Raw genomic sequence first — 16,276 nt, forward strand, 5'->3', positions numbered from 1 at the left:
TCCGTCACCTGCCGGGGGTCGGGTACGTGGAGGACTGGGCGGACGGGATGGACTGCTGGGCCGGGGGCGCGTACTGCGGCACGGCGGGAGTGGCCCCTGGGGCCGGTGTGACGGACATCGGGCTCGGTGCCGAGCCGGCCGCCGGGACCGCAGCGGGCTCGCTGAGGGGGGTCGCGGGGGTGAGGATGAGCGGCGTGTAGGCCGCGCCCTCGCCCCAGGACCGGGACGCGGGGCTCGGGACGCCCTGGACCTTGCCGTCGGGGTTGAGGAACGCCGGGTCGCCGCCGGGGACCATGCCGAGCTCTCGGGCGCGGCGCTGGAGGGCGTCGGGTTCGGCGTAGGCGTCGATGTCCCGCTGGAGGGACTGCTCCTCGTCGGTGAGGGACTTCGTCCCCCTCTTCAGGTCGTCCAGCTTGAACGCGCCCTCACTCAGGGCGGAGTTCAGCACGAGGAGCCCGATGAGGCCGCCGCCGAGGAGCAGGACGACAAGAAGGACGAAGGGGGTGCGGGCGGCGCGTGCGCGTCCGGCGGGGATGAGCCGCGCGAGTCGGGCGGCTCGCCCCTTCAGTTCGGGTTTCCTACTCACTGGACCTCCCCCGGGTCCGGTTCTCCAACTGATGGGTTCGGATCCTGGACCCGGACGCCCGCCCCTGCCCTCTCGCCCCTCATTCGATGGACTCCCTGATGCGCTCGGCGCCACGCAGGCGCGCAGGTGCCGCGCGCCGGTTCTCGGCGACCTCTTCCTCGGTGGGAAGTTCGGCACCGCGCGTCAGCAGCTTGAGCCGCGGCTGGTACTGCTCGGGGACGACGGGCAGCCCGGGTGGGGCGGTGTTGGCGGCGCCGGCCGCGAAGACCTGCTTGACCAGCCGGTCCTCCAGCGAGTGGTACGACAGGACGGCGATCCGCCCGCCGACGGCAAGGGCCTCCACGGCGGCCGGGATCGCCCGCTCCAGGACGGAGAGCTCGCCGTTGACCTCGATGCGCAGCGCCTGGAAGGTGCGCTTGGCCGGGTTGCCGCCGGTGCGCTTGGCGGCCTGCGGCAGCGCGTCCCGGATCAGCTCCACCAGCCGGGCGCTGTTGCTGAACGGCTCCTTGTCGCGCTCGCGCACGATGGCGGACACGATCCGCTTGGCCTGCTTCTCCTCGCCGTAGGCGCGCAGGATGCGGACCAGCTCACCGGCCGGGTACGTGTTGAGGACCTCGGCGGCACTCATGCCGGTCGTCTGGTCCATGCGCATGTCGAGAGGGGCGTCCTGGGCGTAGGCGAAGCCGCGGTCGGCCTCGTCGAGCTGCATGGAGGAGACGCCGAGGTCGAACAGGACGCCCTGCACGCGCGCGATGCCGAGCCGGTCCAGGACCTCCGGGAGCTCGTCGTAGACGGCGTGCACGAGGTCGGCGCGCTCGCCGTAGGGCGCGAGACGCTCGCCGGACAGGCGCAGGGCCTCCTTGTCGCGGTCGAGGGCGACGAGCCGGGCCTCGGGAAACTGCTGGAGGAGCGCCTCGCTGTGGCCGCCGAGCCCGAGGGTGCAGTCGACGACCACCGCTCCGGGCCGCTGCAGCGCGGGGGCCAACATGTCCAGGCACCGCTGGAGCATCACCGGGACATGTCGACTCTGGCTCAAGGGGCCCTCTCAGATCCGGCGGGGCGATACGCACCGCCGGGTCCCCGCCCGCTCGTGAAGGGGAGGTCTGCCGGCGCCGGGAGCGTCAGCCGACCGGGAGCGGGAGGAGGCCGAGCCGTACGTACGCGCCGCGCACGCGGGGAGATCTCCGGAAAATCGCCGGGGTCTCCGGGAAAATCAGTGCAGCAGGGAGAGCCGCCCCTCCCGCTTCGCGTCACTTTAGTCCACCGTGTCGCGCGGTCAATCAACCGGCCTGCGCGTCGCCGATTCGGGTTCGGACGAAGCCGCGCGGTGCGGAAAATCGCTCGTATGGGCGCACTCACGCCACCCCTGTGGGTTAGCTCACAACAAGGTCTGATGGCGTTCTTTGTCCCCTCTCACGACGGGACCGCTCGGGACGTGACCAGTACCGTCATGGGTATGACGACTTCTGCATCGGTTCCCGCTGGTCCCGAGGGCGCGATAGTCCGCGACGGCACGGTCACCGACCGTCTCGTCGACGCGAACGAACGGTACGCCGCCGCCTTCACCGATCCCGGCATGGACGCCCGTCCCGTGCTCCATGTCGCCATCGTCGCCTGCATGGACGCCCGTCTCGACCTGCACGCCGCGCTCGGCCTGGAGCTCGGCGACTGCCACACCATCCGCAACGCCGGCGGTGTCGTCACCGACGACGTGATCCGCTCGCTCACCATCAGCCAGCGCAAGCTCGGCACCCGCAGCATCGTGCTGATCCACCACACCGGCTGCGGTCTGGAGGCGATCACCGAGGACTTCCGCACCGAGCTGGAGATGGAGGTCGGCCAGCGGCCCGCCTGGGCGGTGGAGTCCTTCCGGGACGTCGACCAGGACGTACGGCAGTCGATGCAGCGGGTGCGCACCTCGCCGTTCCTGCTGCACACCGACGACGTGCGGGGCTTCGTCTTCGACGTGCGGACGGGCCTGCTGCGCGAGATCGATCCCGCGTAACCATCCACCGGACCTGTCGTTCGGCTGTCAATCTGCGCTTGGGCGTGCCCAAAAGGCCGTAAGACCCGACATAACGCAGGCAGTTGTCCACAGGCGAGTGACACGAATCGGTAACGGCAGCAAGAATGCTGGGGTGGCAACACGCGGAACCTTTCACGCGTGGTGTCCGTGTTCCAGGGGTGGGCCGGTCCGCGTCGTAGAGCGTCGGCCCGGATAGAACGGGCCGAGGAGGGCCGGGTGACGACCTATGACGATCGAGCGAGCCTCACTGATCTGACCGCCACTGTGGAGCGTGTCCGCAGTTCGGTGGAGGGTGTGATCGAGGGCAAGCCCGAGGTCGTACGGCTTTCGCTGACCGTGCTGCTCGCCGAGGGACATCTTCTGATCGAGGATGTTCCCGGCGTGGGCAAGACGATGCTGGCGAAGGCGCTGGCGCGGTCCATCGACTGCTCGGTACGGCGTATCCAGTTCACGCCGGACCTGCTGCCGTCGGACATCACGGGTGTGTCCATCTGGGACCAGCAGCGCAAGGACTTCGAGTTCAAACCGGGTGCGATCTTCGCGCAGATCGTGATCGGCGACGAGATCAACCGCGCGTCGCCGAAGACGCAGTCCGCGCTGCTGGAGTCCATGGAGGAGCGCCAGGTCACGATCGACGGCCAGACCTATGAGCTGCCGAGCCCCTTCATGGTGGTGGCCACGCAGAACCCGGTCGAGATGGAGGGCACCTATCCGCTGCCCGAGGCCCAGCGCGACCGCTTCATGGCCCGTGTCTCCGTCGGCTACCCCAGCGTGGAGGCCGAACTGCAGATGCTGGACGTGCACGGCGGCGCCTCGCCGCTGGACGACATGCAGCCGGTGGCGCACGCGCACGACATCGTCAAGCTGATCGACGCCGTGCGCGGGGTCCACGTCGCCGAGCCGGTCCGCCGGTACGCGGTCGACCTGGTCTCGGCCACGCGCACCCACCCCGACCTCAGACTCGGCGCCTCCCCGCGCGCGACGCTGCATCTGCTGCGCGCCGCGAAGGCGTCGGCGGCCCTGAGCGGCCGGGAGTACGCGCTGCCGGACGACGTGCAGGCCCTCGCCGTGGCCGTTCTGGCCCACCGTCTGCTGCCCACCGCACAGGCCCAGCTGAACCGCCGTACGTCCGAGCAGGTCGTCCAGGAGATCCTGCAGCGCACCACCGTGCCCGCCGCACCCCACCAGCAGAGCGGCTTCGGCGGCCTGGGCCGGGGCGCCGGAGCCTACGGCCAGCAGCCGCCGCGGAGGCTGTGATGACCTCCGGCAGTACCGGCCAGGCCGAGGCGGACCGCGGTGAGAAGAGCGGGCTGCGCACGGCACTGGCCGGTCTGACCACCCGTGGCCGCTCCTTCCTGGCCGCCGGTGTCGCGGCCGCCGTCTGCGCCTACGTCCTCGGCCAGAGCGACCTGCTGCGCGTCGGACTGCTGCTCGCCGTGCTGCCCCTGGTCTGCGCGACCGTGCTGTACCGCACCCGCTACCGGGTCGCGGGCAGCCGCCGGCTCTCCCCAGCGCGCGTGCCCGCGGGCAGCGAGGCCCGCGTCCATCTGCAGATGGACAACGTCTCCCGGCTGCCCACGGGCCTGCTGATGCTGCAGGACCGGGTGCCGTACGTCCTCGGCCCGCGCCCCCGCTTCGTGCTGGACCGGGTGGAGCCGGGCGGCCGCCGCGAGGTGTCCTACCGGGTGCGCTCCGACCTGCGCGGCCGCTATCCGCTGGGCCCGCTGCAGCTGCGCCTGACCGACCCGTTCGGCATGTGCGAGCTGACCCGCTCCTTCTCGACGTACGACACCCTCACCGTCATCCCGCGCGTGGAGCCGCTGCCGCCGGTGCGCTTCAGCGGGGAGGCCAAGGGGTACGGCGACGGCCGGCAGCGCTCGCTGGCGCTGGCCGGCGAGGACGACGTGATCCCGCGCGGGTACCGCTACGGCGACGACCTGCGCCGCGTGCACTGGCGCTCCACCGCGCGCTACGGCGAGCTGATGGTGCGCCGCGAGGAGCAGCCGCAGCGCGCCCGCTGCACGGTGCTGCTGGACACCCGGGGCCTGGCCTTCCAGGGCGCGGGCCCCGACTCGGCCTTCGAGTGGGCCGTGTCGGGCACGGCGTCGGTGCTGGTCCACATGCTGGAGCGAGGCTTCTCCGTACGGCTGCTGACCGACACAGGCAGCTCGGTGCCCGGCGAGGGCGCCGACGGGTTCGCGGGCGCTAGCCAGGAGTCGGCGGACGCGGCGGGCCTGATGATGGACACCCTCGCGGTGATCGACCACTCCGACGGCACGGGCCTGTCGCGGGCGTACGACCTGCTGCGCGGCGGCAACGAGGGGCTGCTGGTGGCCTTCTTCGGCGACCTCGACGAGGAGCAGGCGGCGGTGGCCGCCAAGATGCGGCAGCGCAGCGGCGGCGCGGTGGCCTTCGTGCTGGACAGCGGGGCCTGGGTGCGGGAACCGACCGATGTGGCCGGTCCGTTGGACAGGGGCGAGGAGCGGCTGCGGATGCTGCGGGAGGCGGGCTGGACGGCCCTGAGCGTGCCGCGCGGCGCCTCGCTGAACGAGCAGTGGCGCCAGGCGGACCGCGCGCGTACGGACGCCGTCGCGAGCAGCGGCGCGCGGGGCGAGGGGGGACCGGTATGAGCGGGCGGACACGGATGGCGCTGAGCGCCGCGGCGGCCACGCTGCTGGCCTCGTGCGCCCTGCTGCCGCTGGTCTCCCCGGCCACCTGGCTGCTGCAGGCGATCTTCCTGCTGGCGATCCAGACCGGCGTGGGCATGGCGACCCGGCGGGTGCCGCTGGCGCGGCCCCTGACCGTGGGGGCGCAGGCCCTGGTCGCGCTGATGCTGCTGACGCTGACCTTCGCCAACCGGCAGGCGATCCTCGGGGTGATTCCCGGCCCGGAGGCCTTCCGTCACTTCGCCGACCTGTTGCAGGCGGGCGCGGACGACGTCAGCCGGTACTCGATCCCGGCGCCGCTGTCGGACGGCATCCGGCTGATGCTCATCGGCGGGGTCCTGATCATCGGCCTGGCGGTGGAGACCCTCGCGGTGACCTTCCGCAGCGCCGCCCCGGCCGGGCTGCCGCTGCTGGCGCTGTACTCCGTGGCCGCCGGGCTCTCCGAGGGCGGCTCGGACTGGGTGTGGTTCCTGATCGCCGCCGCGGGCTATCTGATGCTGCTGCTGACCGAGGGACGCGACCGGCTCTCGCAGTGGGGCAGGGTCTTCGGCGGAGCGCCGCGGACGCCGGGCGGGGAGCAGAGCGGCGCGGTGGCGCCGGTCCGCACCGGACGGCGGATCGGCGTGGTCGCCCTGGGGATCGCCCTGGTGGTGCCGCTCGCCCTGCCCGCCATGAACGGCGGTCTGCTGGACGCGGCCGGCGCGGGCGTGGGCTCCGGGAGCGGCGGCGGGGGCACGATCTCGGCGGTGAACCCGCTGGTGTCGCTGCGCGACAGTCTGAACGTGGACGAGGACCGGCAGGTCATGTCCCTGAAGACCAACTCGGAGGACGTCTCCGACCTGTACCTGCGGATCGTCTCCCTGGACGACTTCGACGGCACCACCTGGCAGCCGTCGAAGCGCAGCATCCAGGCCGTGCCGGGCGAGTTCCCCACGCCCATCGGCCTCGGCCCCGAGGTCCGGCGCGCGGACGTCGAGACGACCATCTCGGCCGCGAACTGGTACGCCCAGAACTGGCTGCCGATGCCGTACCCGCCGAGCAGCGTGCAGATCGGCGGAAACTGGCGGTACGAACCGCTGGGCATGACGGTCGTCGGCGACCGCCGCCAGACCACACGCGGGGTGACGTACACCGTGCGCAGCCTCGATGTGCGGCCGACGGCCGACCAGCTCGCGAACGCGCCGGAACCGCCCGGCGCGCTGAAGCGCGAGTTCACCGAGCTGCCGGACTCGCTGCCCGCGGTGGTCGCCAAGACCGCGCGCGATGTCACCGAGGGCGCCACCAGCCACTACGGCCAGGCGGTCAAGCTGCAGGAGTACTTCGCCGTGAACGGCGGATTCCAGTACGACACCAACGTCAAGGTCGGCACCGGCCGGACGGCGATCGCCCGGTTCCTGAAGGACAAGCAGGGCTTCTGCGTCCACTTCTCCTTCGCGATGGCGGCGATGGCCCGCTCGCTGGACATACCGGCCCGGGTCGCGGTGGGTTTCGCGCCCGGAACCCCGCAGGGCGACGGTTCGGTGTCGGTGGGGCTGAGGGACGCGCACGCCTGGCCCGAGCTGTACTTCGAGGGTGTGGGCTGGACCCGCTTCGAGCCGACGCCGACCCGTGGCTCGATTCCGACGTACACCCAGTCGGACACGCCCGGCTCCACGCTTCCGGATGTGACCCGGCCTTCGCAGTCGGCGAGCACCGGGCCCTCCGCCGCGCCCTCGGCGAGCGAGAGCTGCGTCGGGCAGAACCGGGAGCTGTGCGCGACCGAGTCCCCCGAGGCCGCGCTGGCCGCAGGGGACGACGGCCCGAGGTGGCCCGCCCTGCTGCTGTGGACGCTCGGCGGGCTGGTGGCGCTGCTGATCCCGCTGACGCCGATGCTGTTGCGGATGCGGACAAGGGCGGTACGGCTGGGGGCGCACGGCCGCTCCGAGGCGGACATCGCGCCGCACACCCTGGCGGTCTGGCGGGAACTGACCGACACCGCCTGGGACTTCGGCATCCACCCGGACGAATCCCAGACCCCCCGCAAGGCCGCCGCCCGCATCGTCCGGCTCGGCCACCTCGACCCACCGGCCGCGGCCTCGGTGCACCGGGTCGCCGACGCGGTGGAACAGACCCTCTACGCGCCCAGTCCGCGCCCGGTGGCCGGCCTCGCGGAGGATGTCCGCCGCGTGCTGTCCAACCTGGAGTCCAAGGTCAGCTGGACGACGAACGTGCGCGCCCTGCTGGCCCCGCGCTCCAGCGTGCGGATCACCTGGGCCCTGATGGACTGGTGGACCGGCCTGAAGCAGCGCGTGGCCGCAGCCCGGCCGACGTGGCGCAGGCCGTCCACGCCGGGGCAGCGGGGGTGACACCCCGCCGACGCGGGATGTGAGAGCGGGCCGGGAAACGCGTCAGGGGGTGACCACCCATCCGGTGGTCACCCCCTGACGTATGTCCAGGAGCTGTTCGTCGCGCTAGTGGCCGCCCTGCTCGTCACGGCGGCGCTGCCAGCGTTCCTCGATGCGGTCCATCATGGAGCGCTTCTGGCGGGGCTGACGGCGGGCGTGCGGGCCGCTCGCGGGCTGCTCGCCCGGCTTGGGGGCCTTGCGCCATCCGGTCACAGCGAGTACCGCGCAGCCCAGCATGACGAGGAATCCCACCACGCTCAGCCAGACCTGCTTGGCGACCATTCCAGCCATGAGGAGCGCGATACCTACGAGGAAGCCCGCGACCGCCTGGTAGACCCGTCGCCGGGTGTACGTACGCAGCCCGCTTCCCTCAAGCGCTGTCGCGAACTTGGGATCTTCGGCGTACAGCGCTCGCTCCATTTGCTCGAGCATTCGCTGCTCGTGCTCCGAGAGCGGCACGGAGTCCTCCTCATCGTGCAGTCGCCGGGGCGACCCGGGGGGTCCCTTCAGGATAGGCAGGGAATCGCCCCCGTGAAACCCGCCCCTCTACGCCAATTGGCCAACCGGGCTCCGGCATGGAGGCCCGGCTCGCTGAGATCTTCATTCCCCAGCAGCCGACCCGTCATGCCGGAACGGTCTCCCTCGATCATACGGCGCTGAGCGCTCGATCGGGGGGCCTGTGGCGTACTCCATGTGCGGCCAAGTCCCTGATCAAGGCCCACCCGCACGGTGCGCTCACAGCGGGAGCTCAGCCCTGCGAGGTCTCCCCCGTCTCACCGAGTACATGGAGCTGGGTGGCCACCGAGTGGAAGGCGGGCAGCTCGGCCGCCGCCTCCTCCAGCTTCAGCAGCGCCTCCAGCGCCCCGGGCTCGGTGTCCACCAGCACACCGGGGACCAGGTCGGCGAAGACCCGCACGCCGTGCACGGCGCCGACCCGGAGGCCGGCCCCCTCCACCAGCCCGGTGAGCTGCTGGGCGGTGAAACGGCGCGGCACCGGGTCGCCCTCGCCCCAGCGGCCGTCCGGGTCCTCCAGGGCCTGCTTGGCCTCCTTGAAGTGACCGGCGAGGGCCCGCGCCAGCACCGCACCGCCCAGCCCGGCCGCGAGCAGGCTGAGGACGCCCTCGTCGCGCAGGGCGGCGACCGTGTTGCGGACGCCCTCGGCGGGGTCGTCGACGTACTCCAGGACGCCGTGGCAGAGCACGACGTCGTACCCGCCGCGCTCGACCACGTCGAAGAGGCCGTGGGCGTCGCCCTGCACGCCCCGCACCCGGTCGGCGACGTCGGCCTCGGCGGCGCGGCGCTCCAGGGCGAAGAGCGCGTTCGGGCTGGGGTCGACGACGGTGACGCGGTGGCCGAGGCGGGCGAGGGGCACCGCGAACCTGCCGCTGCCGCCGCCGGTGTCGAGGACGTCCAGCGCCTGCCGGCCCGTGGCCTTGACCCGGCGGTCCACGGCGTCCTGGAGGACCTCCCACACCACGGCGGTGCGGAGGGAGGCGCGGGGCCGGGAGGGGTCGGAGCGCAGCGACGTCTGAGCGTGGTGATGGGAGACGGGCGGGCGCATCGGGTCCGACACGGCAGTTGACTCCTCGGCGCGGCGCCACCGCTTGCGCGGCGGAGCGAACGGGCTGCCTCCCCGGCGCCCGGGTCACAGGAGCAGGGAGGCTTCAGGCGCCCTCCACCCTATTGCCTACGGCACCCCACCCGGCCATCGGCGGCGCGAGCCCCGCACCACCGAGAGCGCGCCGTCGGCCGTGGCCCCGCGACCTGCCGTCGGCGTCACCCCGCGTCCGGCATGTCCTCCCGGTCGTGCCGTGAGGCGCCCGGCGTCTCCCTGCCCGTGCCGGTGTCCGCGTCCGGGCGTGGCTGGGGCAGGACCGGCTGGAGTACCAGCATCCGCTCGACGAGGCGCAGGAACATCGCCACGTCGCGTATCAGGTCGTCGGCGTCCCGGCGACTGGCCGCGCCCTGGATGCCCGCCTCGGCCCGGGCGCGGCGCCGGGCGCCGGAGGCGAACAGCGCGCTCCACTCGGTGAGTTCGGGAGCTATCTCGGGGAGCACTTCCCAGGCGCTCCTGATCCGGGCCCGGCGCCTGGGCGAGGGCTCCGGGCGCCCCCGTGCGGCGAGCACGGCGGCGGCGGTGCGCAGGGCGGCGAGGTGGGCGGTGGCATAGCGCTCGTTCGACGTTTCCAGCACGGCGGCCTCGTCCAGTGCGGCACGGGCCTGGGCGAGCAGGTCGAGGGCGGCGGGCGGGGCCGTGGTCCGGCGGAGGACCGGGTGAACGTCGCTCGCCGGACCGGTCAGTGAGGGGGCAGGGCCGGTGGCGCGGCGCCGACGGGCGGCGGCTGCGTGGTAGCTGGCCATGACGAACCTCCTGTCGTCTGTGTGACGGCATGCCCGATACGGGATGCCGTATGTGCCCATCGTGAGGTATGGCACTGACAATCCGTTCTGACCTGCGCCTTTGCTTCGCTCGCGAGTTCGGACTAACTTTTGCACTGACCAGTCAGTTCAATTACGGAGGGGCAGCATGGGGGGAACCGTGGCCGGAGTCGGCGTCACGGCCCAGGGTCTCGGGCTCGAAGGGCCACGCGGGTGGGCGTTCCGCGGGGTCTCGTTCGAGGCGGAGCCCGGCTCGCTGATCACGATCGAAGGACCGTCAGGCACCGGCCGTACGTGCCTGCTGCTGGCGCTGACGGGGCGGATGAAGCCCACCGAGGGAGCCGCCACCGTGGGCGGCAGCGCGCTGCCCAAGCGCATGGCCGCGGTACGACGCGTCAGCGCCCTGGCGCACGTCCCCGGCGTGACCGACCTGGAGCCGGCCCTGACCGTCGCCGAGCACCTTCACGAACGGGCGCTGCTGCAGCGGCGGTTCGGCGACTCGCTGCGCGGGCTGCTGCGGCCACGTGCCGAGCGCAAGGGCGAGGGACGGCTGCTGATCGACGCCGCGCTGAGTGCGGCGGGCCTCGACCTGGCCTCCCTGCCCAAGGGCTCCCGTACGGCCGTACGGGATCTGGAGCGGATGGAGGCGCTGCGGCTGTCCATCGCGCTGGCCCTGATCGGGCGTCCCCGGCTGCTCGGCGTCGACGACACCGACCTCAAGCTCTCGGACGCCGAACGGGCCGAGGTCTGGGCGCTGTTGAAGTCGATCGCCGAAGCCGGGACGACGGTCGTCGCGGTGTGCAGCGAGGCTCCCGACGGCACGGTCGAGGTGTCCACGAACTCCCAGGAATCCGACGGAAAGGAGGCCGCCGATGCGCTCGCCGAGGCTGGCCGCTCTTGAGCTGAGGCGCTTCGGACGGGGGAAGCTGCCGCGTGCCGCTCTGGTCGCGCTGCTGGTGCTGCCCCTGCTGTACGGCGCCCTGTACCTGTGGTCGTTCTGGGATCCGTACGGCCGTCTCGACCGCATCCCCGTCGCGCTCGTGAACGACGACAAGGGCACGGCCGTCGAGGGGAAGAAGCTCACGGCCGGCGCCGACATCACCGAAGGGCTGCGCGACAGCGAGGTCTTCGACTGGCACGAGGTGAGCGCCGCCGACGCCGAGAAGGGCGTCGAGAACGGCACCTACTACCTGTCGCTGACCATGCCGGACGACTTCAGTGAGCGGATCGCCTCCAGCGCGGGCGCCTCGCCGGAGACGGGCGCCCTTCAGGTGCGTACGAACGACGCGAACAACTACATCGTCGGGCAGATCTCGCGGACGGTGTTCAGCGAGGTGCGCGAGGCCGCGTCCACGAAGGCGTCGCGGTCGTTCCTGGACCGGATCTTCGTGTCGTTCTCCGACATCCACGGCGCGACGGTGCAGGCCGCGAACGGCGCCGACAAGCTCGAAGGCGGCATCGGGAAGGCGGAGAAGGGCTCCAAGGACCTCGCGGACGGGCTGAAGAGCGCCAAGGAGGGCAGCGGCAAGCTGTCCACGGGCCTGAAGAAGCTCAACAAGGGCGCGGCCGGGGTGGAGGACGGCACCAGGCGGGTCGCGGAGGGCACGCAGACGCTGGCCGACAGGGTCAACGGCATCAACAAGAAGGTCGGCCCGTTCGTCAAGGGCAACGAGAAGACCATCGGCGACACCGCCCAGCTGGTCGCCGACGCGTCGGGAGCGATGCGCGACAACCTCGACGACCTGGTGGAGCGGGCCCCGGCCGCCGCCAAGGGCGCCCATACGGCGTCCGACGCGCTGAACGTCATCTACAAGGCGCGCTGCGAGGACGCCGTGCTGGACGACCCGGCCTGCTCCGACCTGAAGAAGGCGAAGGAGTCGGCGGCGGACGTGGCGACCATCGCCGACGACCTCAACACGCTGATCACCGACCAGAACGGCGACCTGAAGAAGCTCGACCAGCACCTCGCCACCCTCCAGAAGCAGTCCCAGGCGCTCGCCGACCGCGCGCCCAACCTCTCCGAGGACCTCGACGACGCCGTCACCCGGATCAACCAGCTGAACGACGGGGCCACCAAGGTCGCCGCGGGCGCCAAGAAGCTGCACTCGGGGATCGGCTCGGCCGGCACCGGCGCGGTGAAACTGGACTCCGGTGTGGGCGAGCTGAAGACCGGCGCGTACGACCTCAACGGCGGTATCTACAAGCTGGTCGACGGCTCCGGGAAGCTCTCGGACGGGCTGCACGACGGCGCGAAGCAGATCCCCGACTACGACAAGAAGGACCGCGACCAGCGCACGGAGGTCATGGCCGACCCCGTCCAGCTCGCCTCCAGGGACCTGCACAAGGCACCCAACTACGGCACCGGTTTCGCCCCGTACTTCATCCCGCTGTCCCTGTGGGTGGGCGCGATGGTGGCGTACATGCTGATCTCGCCGATGAACCGGCGCGCGCTCGCCGCGGGTGCCTCCGCATGGCGGATCGCGCTGGCCGGCTGGCTGCCCGTGGTGGCGATCGGCGTACTGCAGACGGTTGCGCTGATGTCGGTGCTGCACTGGGCGATCGGGCTTGAGATGGCGCGGGCGGCCGGGACGGTGGGCTTCCTGTGCCTGGTGACGGCGTGCTTCGCGGCGATCATCCAGTGGCTGAACGCCCGCTTCGGAGCGGCGGGCCGGATCCTCGTCCTGGCCCTGCTGATGCTGCAGTTGACGTCCGCGGGCGGCACCTACCCGGTGCAGACCAGCCCCGCCTTCTTCAACGCGCTGCACCCCTTCCTGCCGATGAGCTACGTCGTGGGGGCGCTCAGGCGGCTCATCACGGGCGGCGGTCTGGGACCGGTGTGGCACGCGTGCGTGGTGCTCGTCGCCTTCACCGCGGGCGCCGTGGCACTGACCGCGCTGTCGGCCCGTCGCCGGCAGGTGTGGACGCTCGACCGGCTGCACCCGGAGCTGAGCCTGTGAGCGCGCACGGGACAATCAGCCCCATGGAAAGCAGCAGCGCCGCGTCGGGCGGCAGCACGCGCCGTGAGGCCACCCGGCAGAAGCTCTACGAGGCGGCCGTCACGCTCATCGCCGAGCAGGGGTTCTCCGCCACCACGGTCGACGAGATCGCCGAGCGGGCCGGGGTGGCGAAGGGCACGGTCTACTACAACTTCGCCAGCAAGTCGGTCCTCTTCGAGGAACTGCTGCGGCACGGAGTGGGCCTCCTGACCGCCTCCCTGCGCGAGGCCGCCGAGCAGACCGCCCGGGAAGGCGGCGGCAAGGTGGACGCCCTGGACGCGATGATCCGCGCGGGGCTGGTCTTCATCGACCGCTACCCGTCCTTCACCCAGCTCTACGTCGCCGAGCTGTGGCGGACGAACCGGGCCTGGCAGTCCACGCTGATGGTGGTCCGGCAGGAGGCCGTGGCGGTCGTCGAGGGGGTGCTGCGCGAGGGCGTGGAGAACGGCGAGTTCAGCGAGGAGATCGACATCCAGCTGACCGCCGCCGCCCTGGTCGGCATGGTCCTGGTGGCCGCGCTGGACTGGAAGTCCTTCCAGCCGGAGCGCTCCCTGGACGATGTGCACTCGGCGCTGTCCCGACTGCTGCAGGGCCGGGTGAGCGGCCACCGCTGACCCGGCCGGTGTCACGCGCGCGTGTGGGAGAGCACGCGCGCGTGCATGAGAAAGCGCCGGTCCGAAGTGGCCGCGTCCCCCGCGGGCCACTGTCGAACCGGCGCCCTCTCGTACTCCCCCGTTTTCCCCCGTGTTCCCCCGTCGGACCCCCGTTCGGTCGTTCCCCCGGGTCCCCCGGTCTCACTCCCGCCGACGCCAGGCCGGCGGAAGGAGCGGATCCGGGGCCGCTCCGTTCCGGCGCCCCGTGTCGCCGGTGCGGAGCCGCTCCCCTTCTCCGTGCCTCCACTCTCTCGTTCACGCAGGTCGGCCCCCATCCGCGCGCGTACTCATCTCACCGACTAGGTACGCGTACTCAGAGCTGCGCACTCATCCCCAGGACCGTCCGTTGCCGACTGGTTACGATCACGTCCGTGTCTGTACTCCCCTTGGTGTTCACAAGCGGCTGGGCCAGCGGCGTCAACGCGTACGCGGTGGTCCTGCTCCTCGGCATATTCGGCGCGACGGGACTGAGCGACGAGGTGCCCGCGGCGCTGCAACGGCCCGACGTCCTGATAGCCGCCGGTGTGCTGTTCCTCTGCGAGGCCGTCGCCGACAAGATCCCGTACGTGGACTCGGCCTGGGACGCGGTGCACACCGTGATCCGGCCGATCGCGGGCGCGGTCGTCGCGGCGCTGCTCGCCGGGCAGAGCGGGTCGGTGCCGGAGCTGGCGGCGGGCGCGGTCGGCGGTTCGACGGCGCTGCTGAGCCACCTGGTCAAGGCCGGGACGCGGATGGCGGTCAACAGTTCGCCCGAGCCCTTCAGCAACATCGTGGTGAGCCTCGCCGAGGACCTCGGGGTCGCGGCGATCATCACCTTCGCGATCTTCAACCCCGTGGCGGCGGCCGTCATCGCGGGCGCTCTCCTGGTCGCCGGCCTGTTCCTGCTCTACTTCCTGGTCTCCCGGATCCGCCGCTTCCTGCGGCGCCGGGCCGAGCGACGGGCGGAGCGCCGGGCGGGCAAACGCCTCCCGCAGCCTATGGCGCAGGGCCCCGGCTGAGCCGTCGTCCGAGGTCAGTGCGCCGTTGTCAGTGGGGGCCGATAAAGTCCCACGCATGGCACGGATTGCGGTGATCGGCGCCGGGATGGGCGCGATGGCGGCCGCTGCCCGGCTGGCCGTCGCGGGCCACCGGGTGGCGGTGTACGAGCGTACGGAGACGTACGGCGGAGCGGTGCGCCGCTTCGAGCGCGACGGCTTCGGCTTCGACACGGGACCGGGACTGCTCCCGCTGCCCGCCGTGTACCGCGATCTGTTCATCAAGACCGGCAAGGAGCCGCTGGAGGCGTGCGTCGAGCTGGTCCAGGTCGATCCGTCGGCGCGGCACGTCTTCGCCGACGGCACCGAGGTGTCGCTGCCGAACGCCTCGCGCGCGGGTGTGGTGGCCGCTCTGGACGAGGCCCTCGGCGCCGGGACCGGCGACCGCTGGGGGGACTTCCTGGTCCGCGCCCGCGAGGCCTGGGACCGGACGCGCAGACCGCTGCTGGAGGAGCCCCTGTGGCCCAACTGGCAGGTGCTGGCCGAGCGCGAGCCCTATCCGTCGGTCCCGCACAAGCGCCTCCTGCGCACCCGCCGGGCCGGCACGCTCGCCGAGGTCGGCGCCTGGGAGCTGCGCGACCCCCGGCTCATCGCCCTGCTGGAGGGCCACGCGCTCGCCTGCGGCCTGGATCCCCGTGCCACCCCGGCGAGCGCGGCGGTGCTGCCGTATCTGGAGCACGCCTTCGGGATCTGGTATGTGCGCGGCGGCATACGGGAGTTGGCGCGGGCGGTGTACGAGCGGTGCGTGGCCAGGAGGGTCGAGTTCCACTTCGGTGCGGAGGTCACCGGGGTCGTGGAGAAGGACGGCCGGGCGGCGGGGCTGGAGCTGGCCGACGGCGCGGTGGCGGAGGCCGACATGGTCGTCGGCAACGGGCCGTGGCGCCTGAGCGGCCTGACGCGCGGCCGTGAGCTGTACGCGGCGGAGGAGATCGAGCCGGGCCCCGAGGGCATGTCCCCGGGCCGGGCGGTGGTCTGCCTGGCGCTGCGCGGGGCACGGGACGCGGGCGCCGCTCACCGCACGGTGGTGCACACCCCGGACCGGCAGGCCGAGCTGGACGCCCTCGGGCTCGGCGAGCCGCCCGCACACCCGACGGTCCGGATCGACCGCCCGGACGACGCGGCCCTGCGCCCCGACGAAGCGCACGAGTCCGTGGTGCTCACGGCCACGGTGCCGTCGCAGACGCGGTACGACTGGACCGCGGCGGGTGCCGCCGACGCCTTCGCGGACCGGATGGTCACCGCCGCCGAGCGTGCCCTGCCCGGTCTGCGTGAGCGCGTGCTGTGGCGCGAGGTCCGTACACCGGAGCACACCCGGCAGGAGACGGGGGCCGAGGGCGGCGGGGTGCCGACGCCGGCGCTGGCCGCGGCGGAGGGGAGCTTCCTGCGCCCGTCCAACAGCACCCGCGTACCGGGCCTGTTCACCGTCGGCGGCTGGTCCCACCCCGGTGGCGGTCTCCCCCACGCCGGTATGTCGGGCGCGCTGGTGGCCGGGCTGATCGTGGAGGGGCCGGAGTTCCGGGGCTCGCAGTGATCCCCGGCCAGGCCGAGTTCG

Annotated in this window: 14 protein-coding genes; 9 read left to right on the forward strand and 5 right to left on the reverse strand. The window is 72.3% G+C overall.

Annotated features, from left to right (window positions below; translation table 11 throughout):
* Nucleotides 1-4: 4 nt before the first annotated feature.
* Nucleotides 5-586 (reverse strand): septum formation initiator family protein, encoded by a 582-nt coding sequence (locus tag ACFWYS_RS19255; protein WP_384769923.1) that lies wholly within the window; start codon nucleotides 584-586, stop codon nucleotides 5-7.
* 79 nt (nucleotides 587-665) lie between these two features.
* Entirely contained in the window at nucleotides 666-1,622 is a 957-nt protein-coding gene (rsmH, locus tag ACFWYS_RS19260; RefSeq protein ID WP_384769926.1) for a 16S rRNA (cytosine(1402)-N(4))-methyltransferase RsmH, read from the reverse strand.
* A gap of 420 nt (nucleotides 1,623-2,042) precedes the next feature.
* Here rsmH and ACFWYS_RS19265 point away from each other — a divergent pair, with 420 nt between their 5' ends.
* From ACFWYS_RS19265 to ACFWYS_RS19280, 4 genes are all read left to right on the forward strand, one after another.
* Complete coding sequence (locus tag ACFWYS_RS19265) at nucleotides 2,043-2,591, forward strand: beta-class carbonic anhydrase (RefSeq protein WP_384769929.1); 549 nt, start codon at nucleotides 2,043-2,045, stop codon at nucleotides 2,589-2,591.
* 237 nt (nucleotides 2,592-2,828) lie between these two features.
* Nucleotides 2,829-3,869 carry an AAA family ATPase gene (locus tag ACFWYS_RS19270; protein ID WP_384769932.1) on the forward strand — a complete coding sequence of 347 codons (1,041 nt, stop codon included), beginning with the start codon at nucleotides 2,829-2,831 and terminating at the stop codon, nucleotides 3,867-3,869.
* A complete protein-coding gene (locus tag ACFWYS_RS19275) occupies nucleotides 3,869-5,242 on the forward strand; it encodes a DUF58 domain-containing protein (RefSeq protein WP_384769934.1) in 1,374 nt (457 codons plus the stop codon). Before ACFWYS_RS19270 ends, ACFWYS_RS19275 begins: the two co-directional genes overlap by 1 nt.
* On the forward strand, nucleotides 5,239-7,623 hold the full coding sequence (locus ACFWYS_RS19280; RefSeq protein ID WP_384769936.1) for a DUF3488 and DUF4129 domain-containing transglutaminase family protein: 2,385 nt from the start codon (nucleotides 5,239-5,241) through the stop codon (nucleotides 7,621-7,623). The genes ACFWYS_RS19275 and ACFWYS_RS19280 overlap by 4 nt, the downstream gene beginning before the upstream one ends.
* A 105-nt stretch (nucleotides 7,624-7,728) precedes the next feature.
* On the opposite strand, the gene ACFWYS_RS19285 is transcribed toward ACFWYS_RS19280, so the two are convergent.
* From ACFWYS_RS19285 to ACFWYS_RS19295, 3 genes are all read right to left on the reverse strand, one after another.
* Entirely contained in the window at nucleotides 7,729-8,121 is a 393-nt protein-coding gene (locus ACFWYS_RS19285; protein WP_272119311.1) for a DUF3040 domain-containing protein, read from the reverse strand.
* 289 nt (nucleotides 8,122-8,410) lie between these two features.
* Nucleotides 8,411-9,235, reverse strand: coding sequence for a class I SAM-dependent methyltransferase (locus ACFWYS_RS19290; RefSeq protein WP_384769940.1), 825 nt, complete (start codon nucleotides 9,233-9,235; stop codon nucleotides 8,411-8,413).
* Between the two features lie 203 nt (nucleotides 9,236-9,438).
* Nucleotides 9,439-10,023 carry an SAV_6107 family HEPN domain-containing protein gene (locus ACFWYS_RS19295; protein WP_384769942.1) on the reverse strand — a complete coding sequence of 195 codons (585 nt, stop codon included), beginning with the start codon at nucleotides 10,021-10,023 and terminating at the stop codon, nucleotides 9,439-9,441.
* Between the two features lie 166 nt (nucleotides 10,024-10,189).
* On the opposite strand from ACFWYS_RS19295, the gene ACFWYS_RS19300 reads away from it, so the two are divergent.
* The 5 genes from ACFWYS_RS19300 (at nucleotide 10,190) to ACFWYS_RS19320 (ending at nucleotide 16,255) form a co-directional block, all read left to right on the forward strand.
* The gene (locus ACFWYS_RS19300) at nucleotides 10,190-10,942 is read left to right on the forward strand and encodes an ATP-binding cassette domain-containing protein (RefSeq protein ID WP_384769945.1); all 753 of its coding nucleotides are present in this window, start codon (nucleotides 10,190-10,192) and stop codon (nucleotides 10,940-10,942) included.
* Nucleotides 10,914-12,998 carry a YhgE/Pip family protein gene (locus ACFWYS_RS19305; protein WP_384769948.1) on the forward strand — a complete coding sequence of 695 codons (2,085 nt, stop codon included), beginning with the start codon at nucleotides 10,914-10,916 and terminating at the stop codon, nucleotides 12,996-12,998. Before ACFWYS_RS19300 ends, ACFWYS_RS19305 begins: the two co-directional genes overlap by 29 nt.
* A gap of 23 nt (nucleotides 12,999-13,021) precedes the next feature.
* Complete coding sequence (locus tag ACFWYS_RS19310) at nucleotides 13,022-13,651, forward strand: TetR/AcrR family transcriptional regulator (RefSeq protein ID WP_384769951.1); 630 nt, start codon at nucleotides 13,022-13,024, stop codon at nucleotides 13,649-13,651.
* A 410-nt stretch (nucleotides 13,652-14,061) separates the two neighbouring features.
* A complete protein-coding gene (locus ACFWYS_RS19315; RefSeq protein WP_384769954.1) occupies nucleotides 14,062-14,688 on the forward strand; it encodes a DUF4126 domain-containing protein in 627 nt (208 codons plus the stop codon).
* Between the two features lie 55 nt (nucleotides 14,689-14,743).
* Nucleotides 14,744-16,255, forward strand: a complete 1,512-nt coding sequence (locus tag ACFWYS_RS19320) for a phytoene desaturase family protein (protein WP_384769957.1) — start codon at nucleotides 14,744-14,746, stop codon at nucleotides 16,253-16,255.
* Nucleotides 16,256-16,276: the final 21 nt, after the last annotated feature.

It is taken from the genome of Streptomyces sp. NPDC059010 (assembly GCF_042740355.1).
Taxonomy (GTDB): Bacteria; Actinomycetota; Actinomycetes; order Streptomycetales; family Streptomycetaceae; genus Streptomyces.

What these genes read in the sequence shown, in the direction of transcription:
- ACFWYS_RS19265 (WP_384769929.1), top strand. Translation starts at nt 2,043, where the DNA reads ATGACGACTTCTGCATCGGTTCCCGCTGGTCCCGAGGGCGCGATAGTC.
- ACFWYS_RS19275 (WP_384769934.1), top strand. Translation starts at nt 3,869, where the DNA reads ATGACCTCCGGCAGTACCGGCCAGGCCGAGGCGGACCGCGGTGAGAAG.
- ACFWYS_RS19280 (WP_384769936.1), top strand. Translation starts at nt 5,239, where the DNA reads ATGAGCGGGCGGACACGGATGGCGCTGAGCGCCGCGGCGGCCACGCTG.
- ACFWYS_RS19295 (WP_384769942.1), bottom strand. Translation starts at nt 10,023, where the DNA reads ATGGCCAGCTACCACGCAGCCGCCGCCCGTCGGCGCCGCGCCACCGGC.
- ACFWYS_RS19300 (WP_384769945.1), top strand. Translation starts at nt 10,190, where the DNA reads ATGGGGGGAACCGTGGCCGGAGTCGGCGTCACGGCCCAGGGTCTCGGG.
- ACFWYS_RS19305 (WP_384769948.1), top strand. Translation starts at nt 10,914, where the DNA reads ATGCGCTCGCCGAGGCTGGCCGCTCTTGAGCTGAGGCGCTTCGGACGG.
- ACFWYS_RS19310 (WP_384769951.1), top strand. Translation starts at nt 13,022, where the DNA reads ATGGAAAGCAGCAGCGCCGCGTCGGGCGGCAGCACGCGCCGTGAGGCC.
- ACFWYS_RS19320 (WP_384769957.1), top strand. Translation starts at nt 14,744, where the DNA reads ATGGCACGGATTGCGGTGATCGGCGCCGGGATGGGCGCGATGGCGGCC.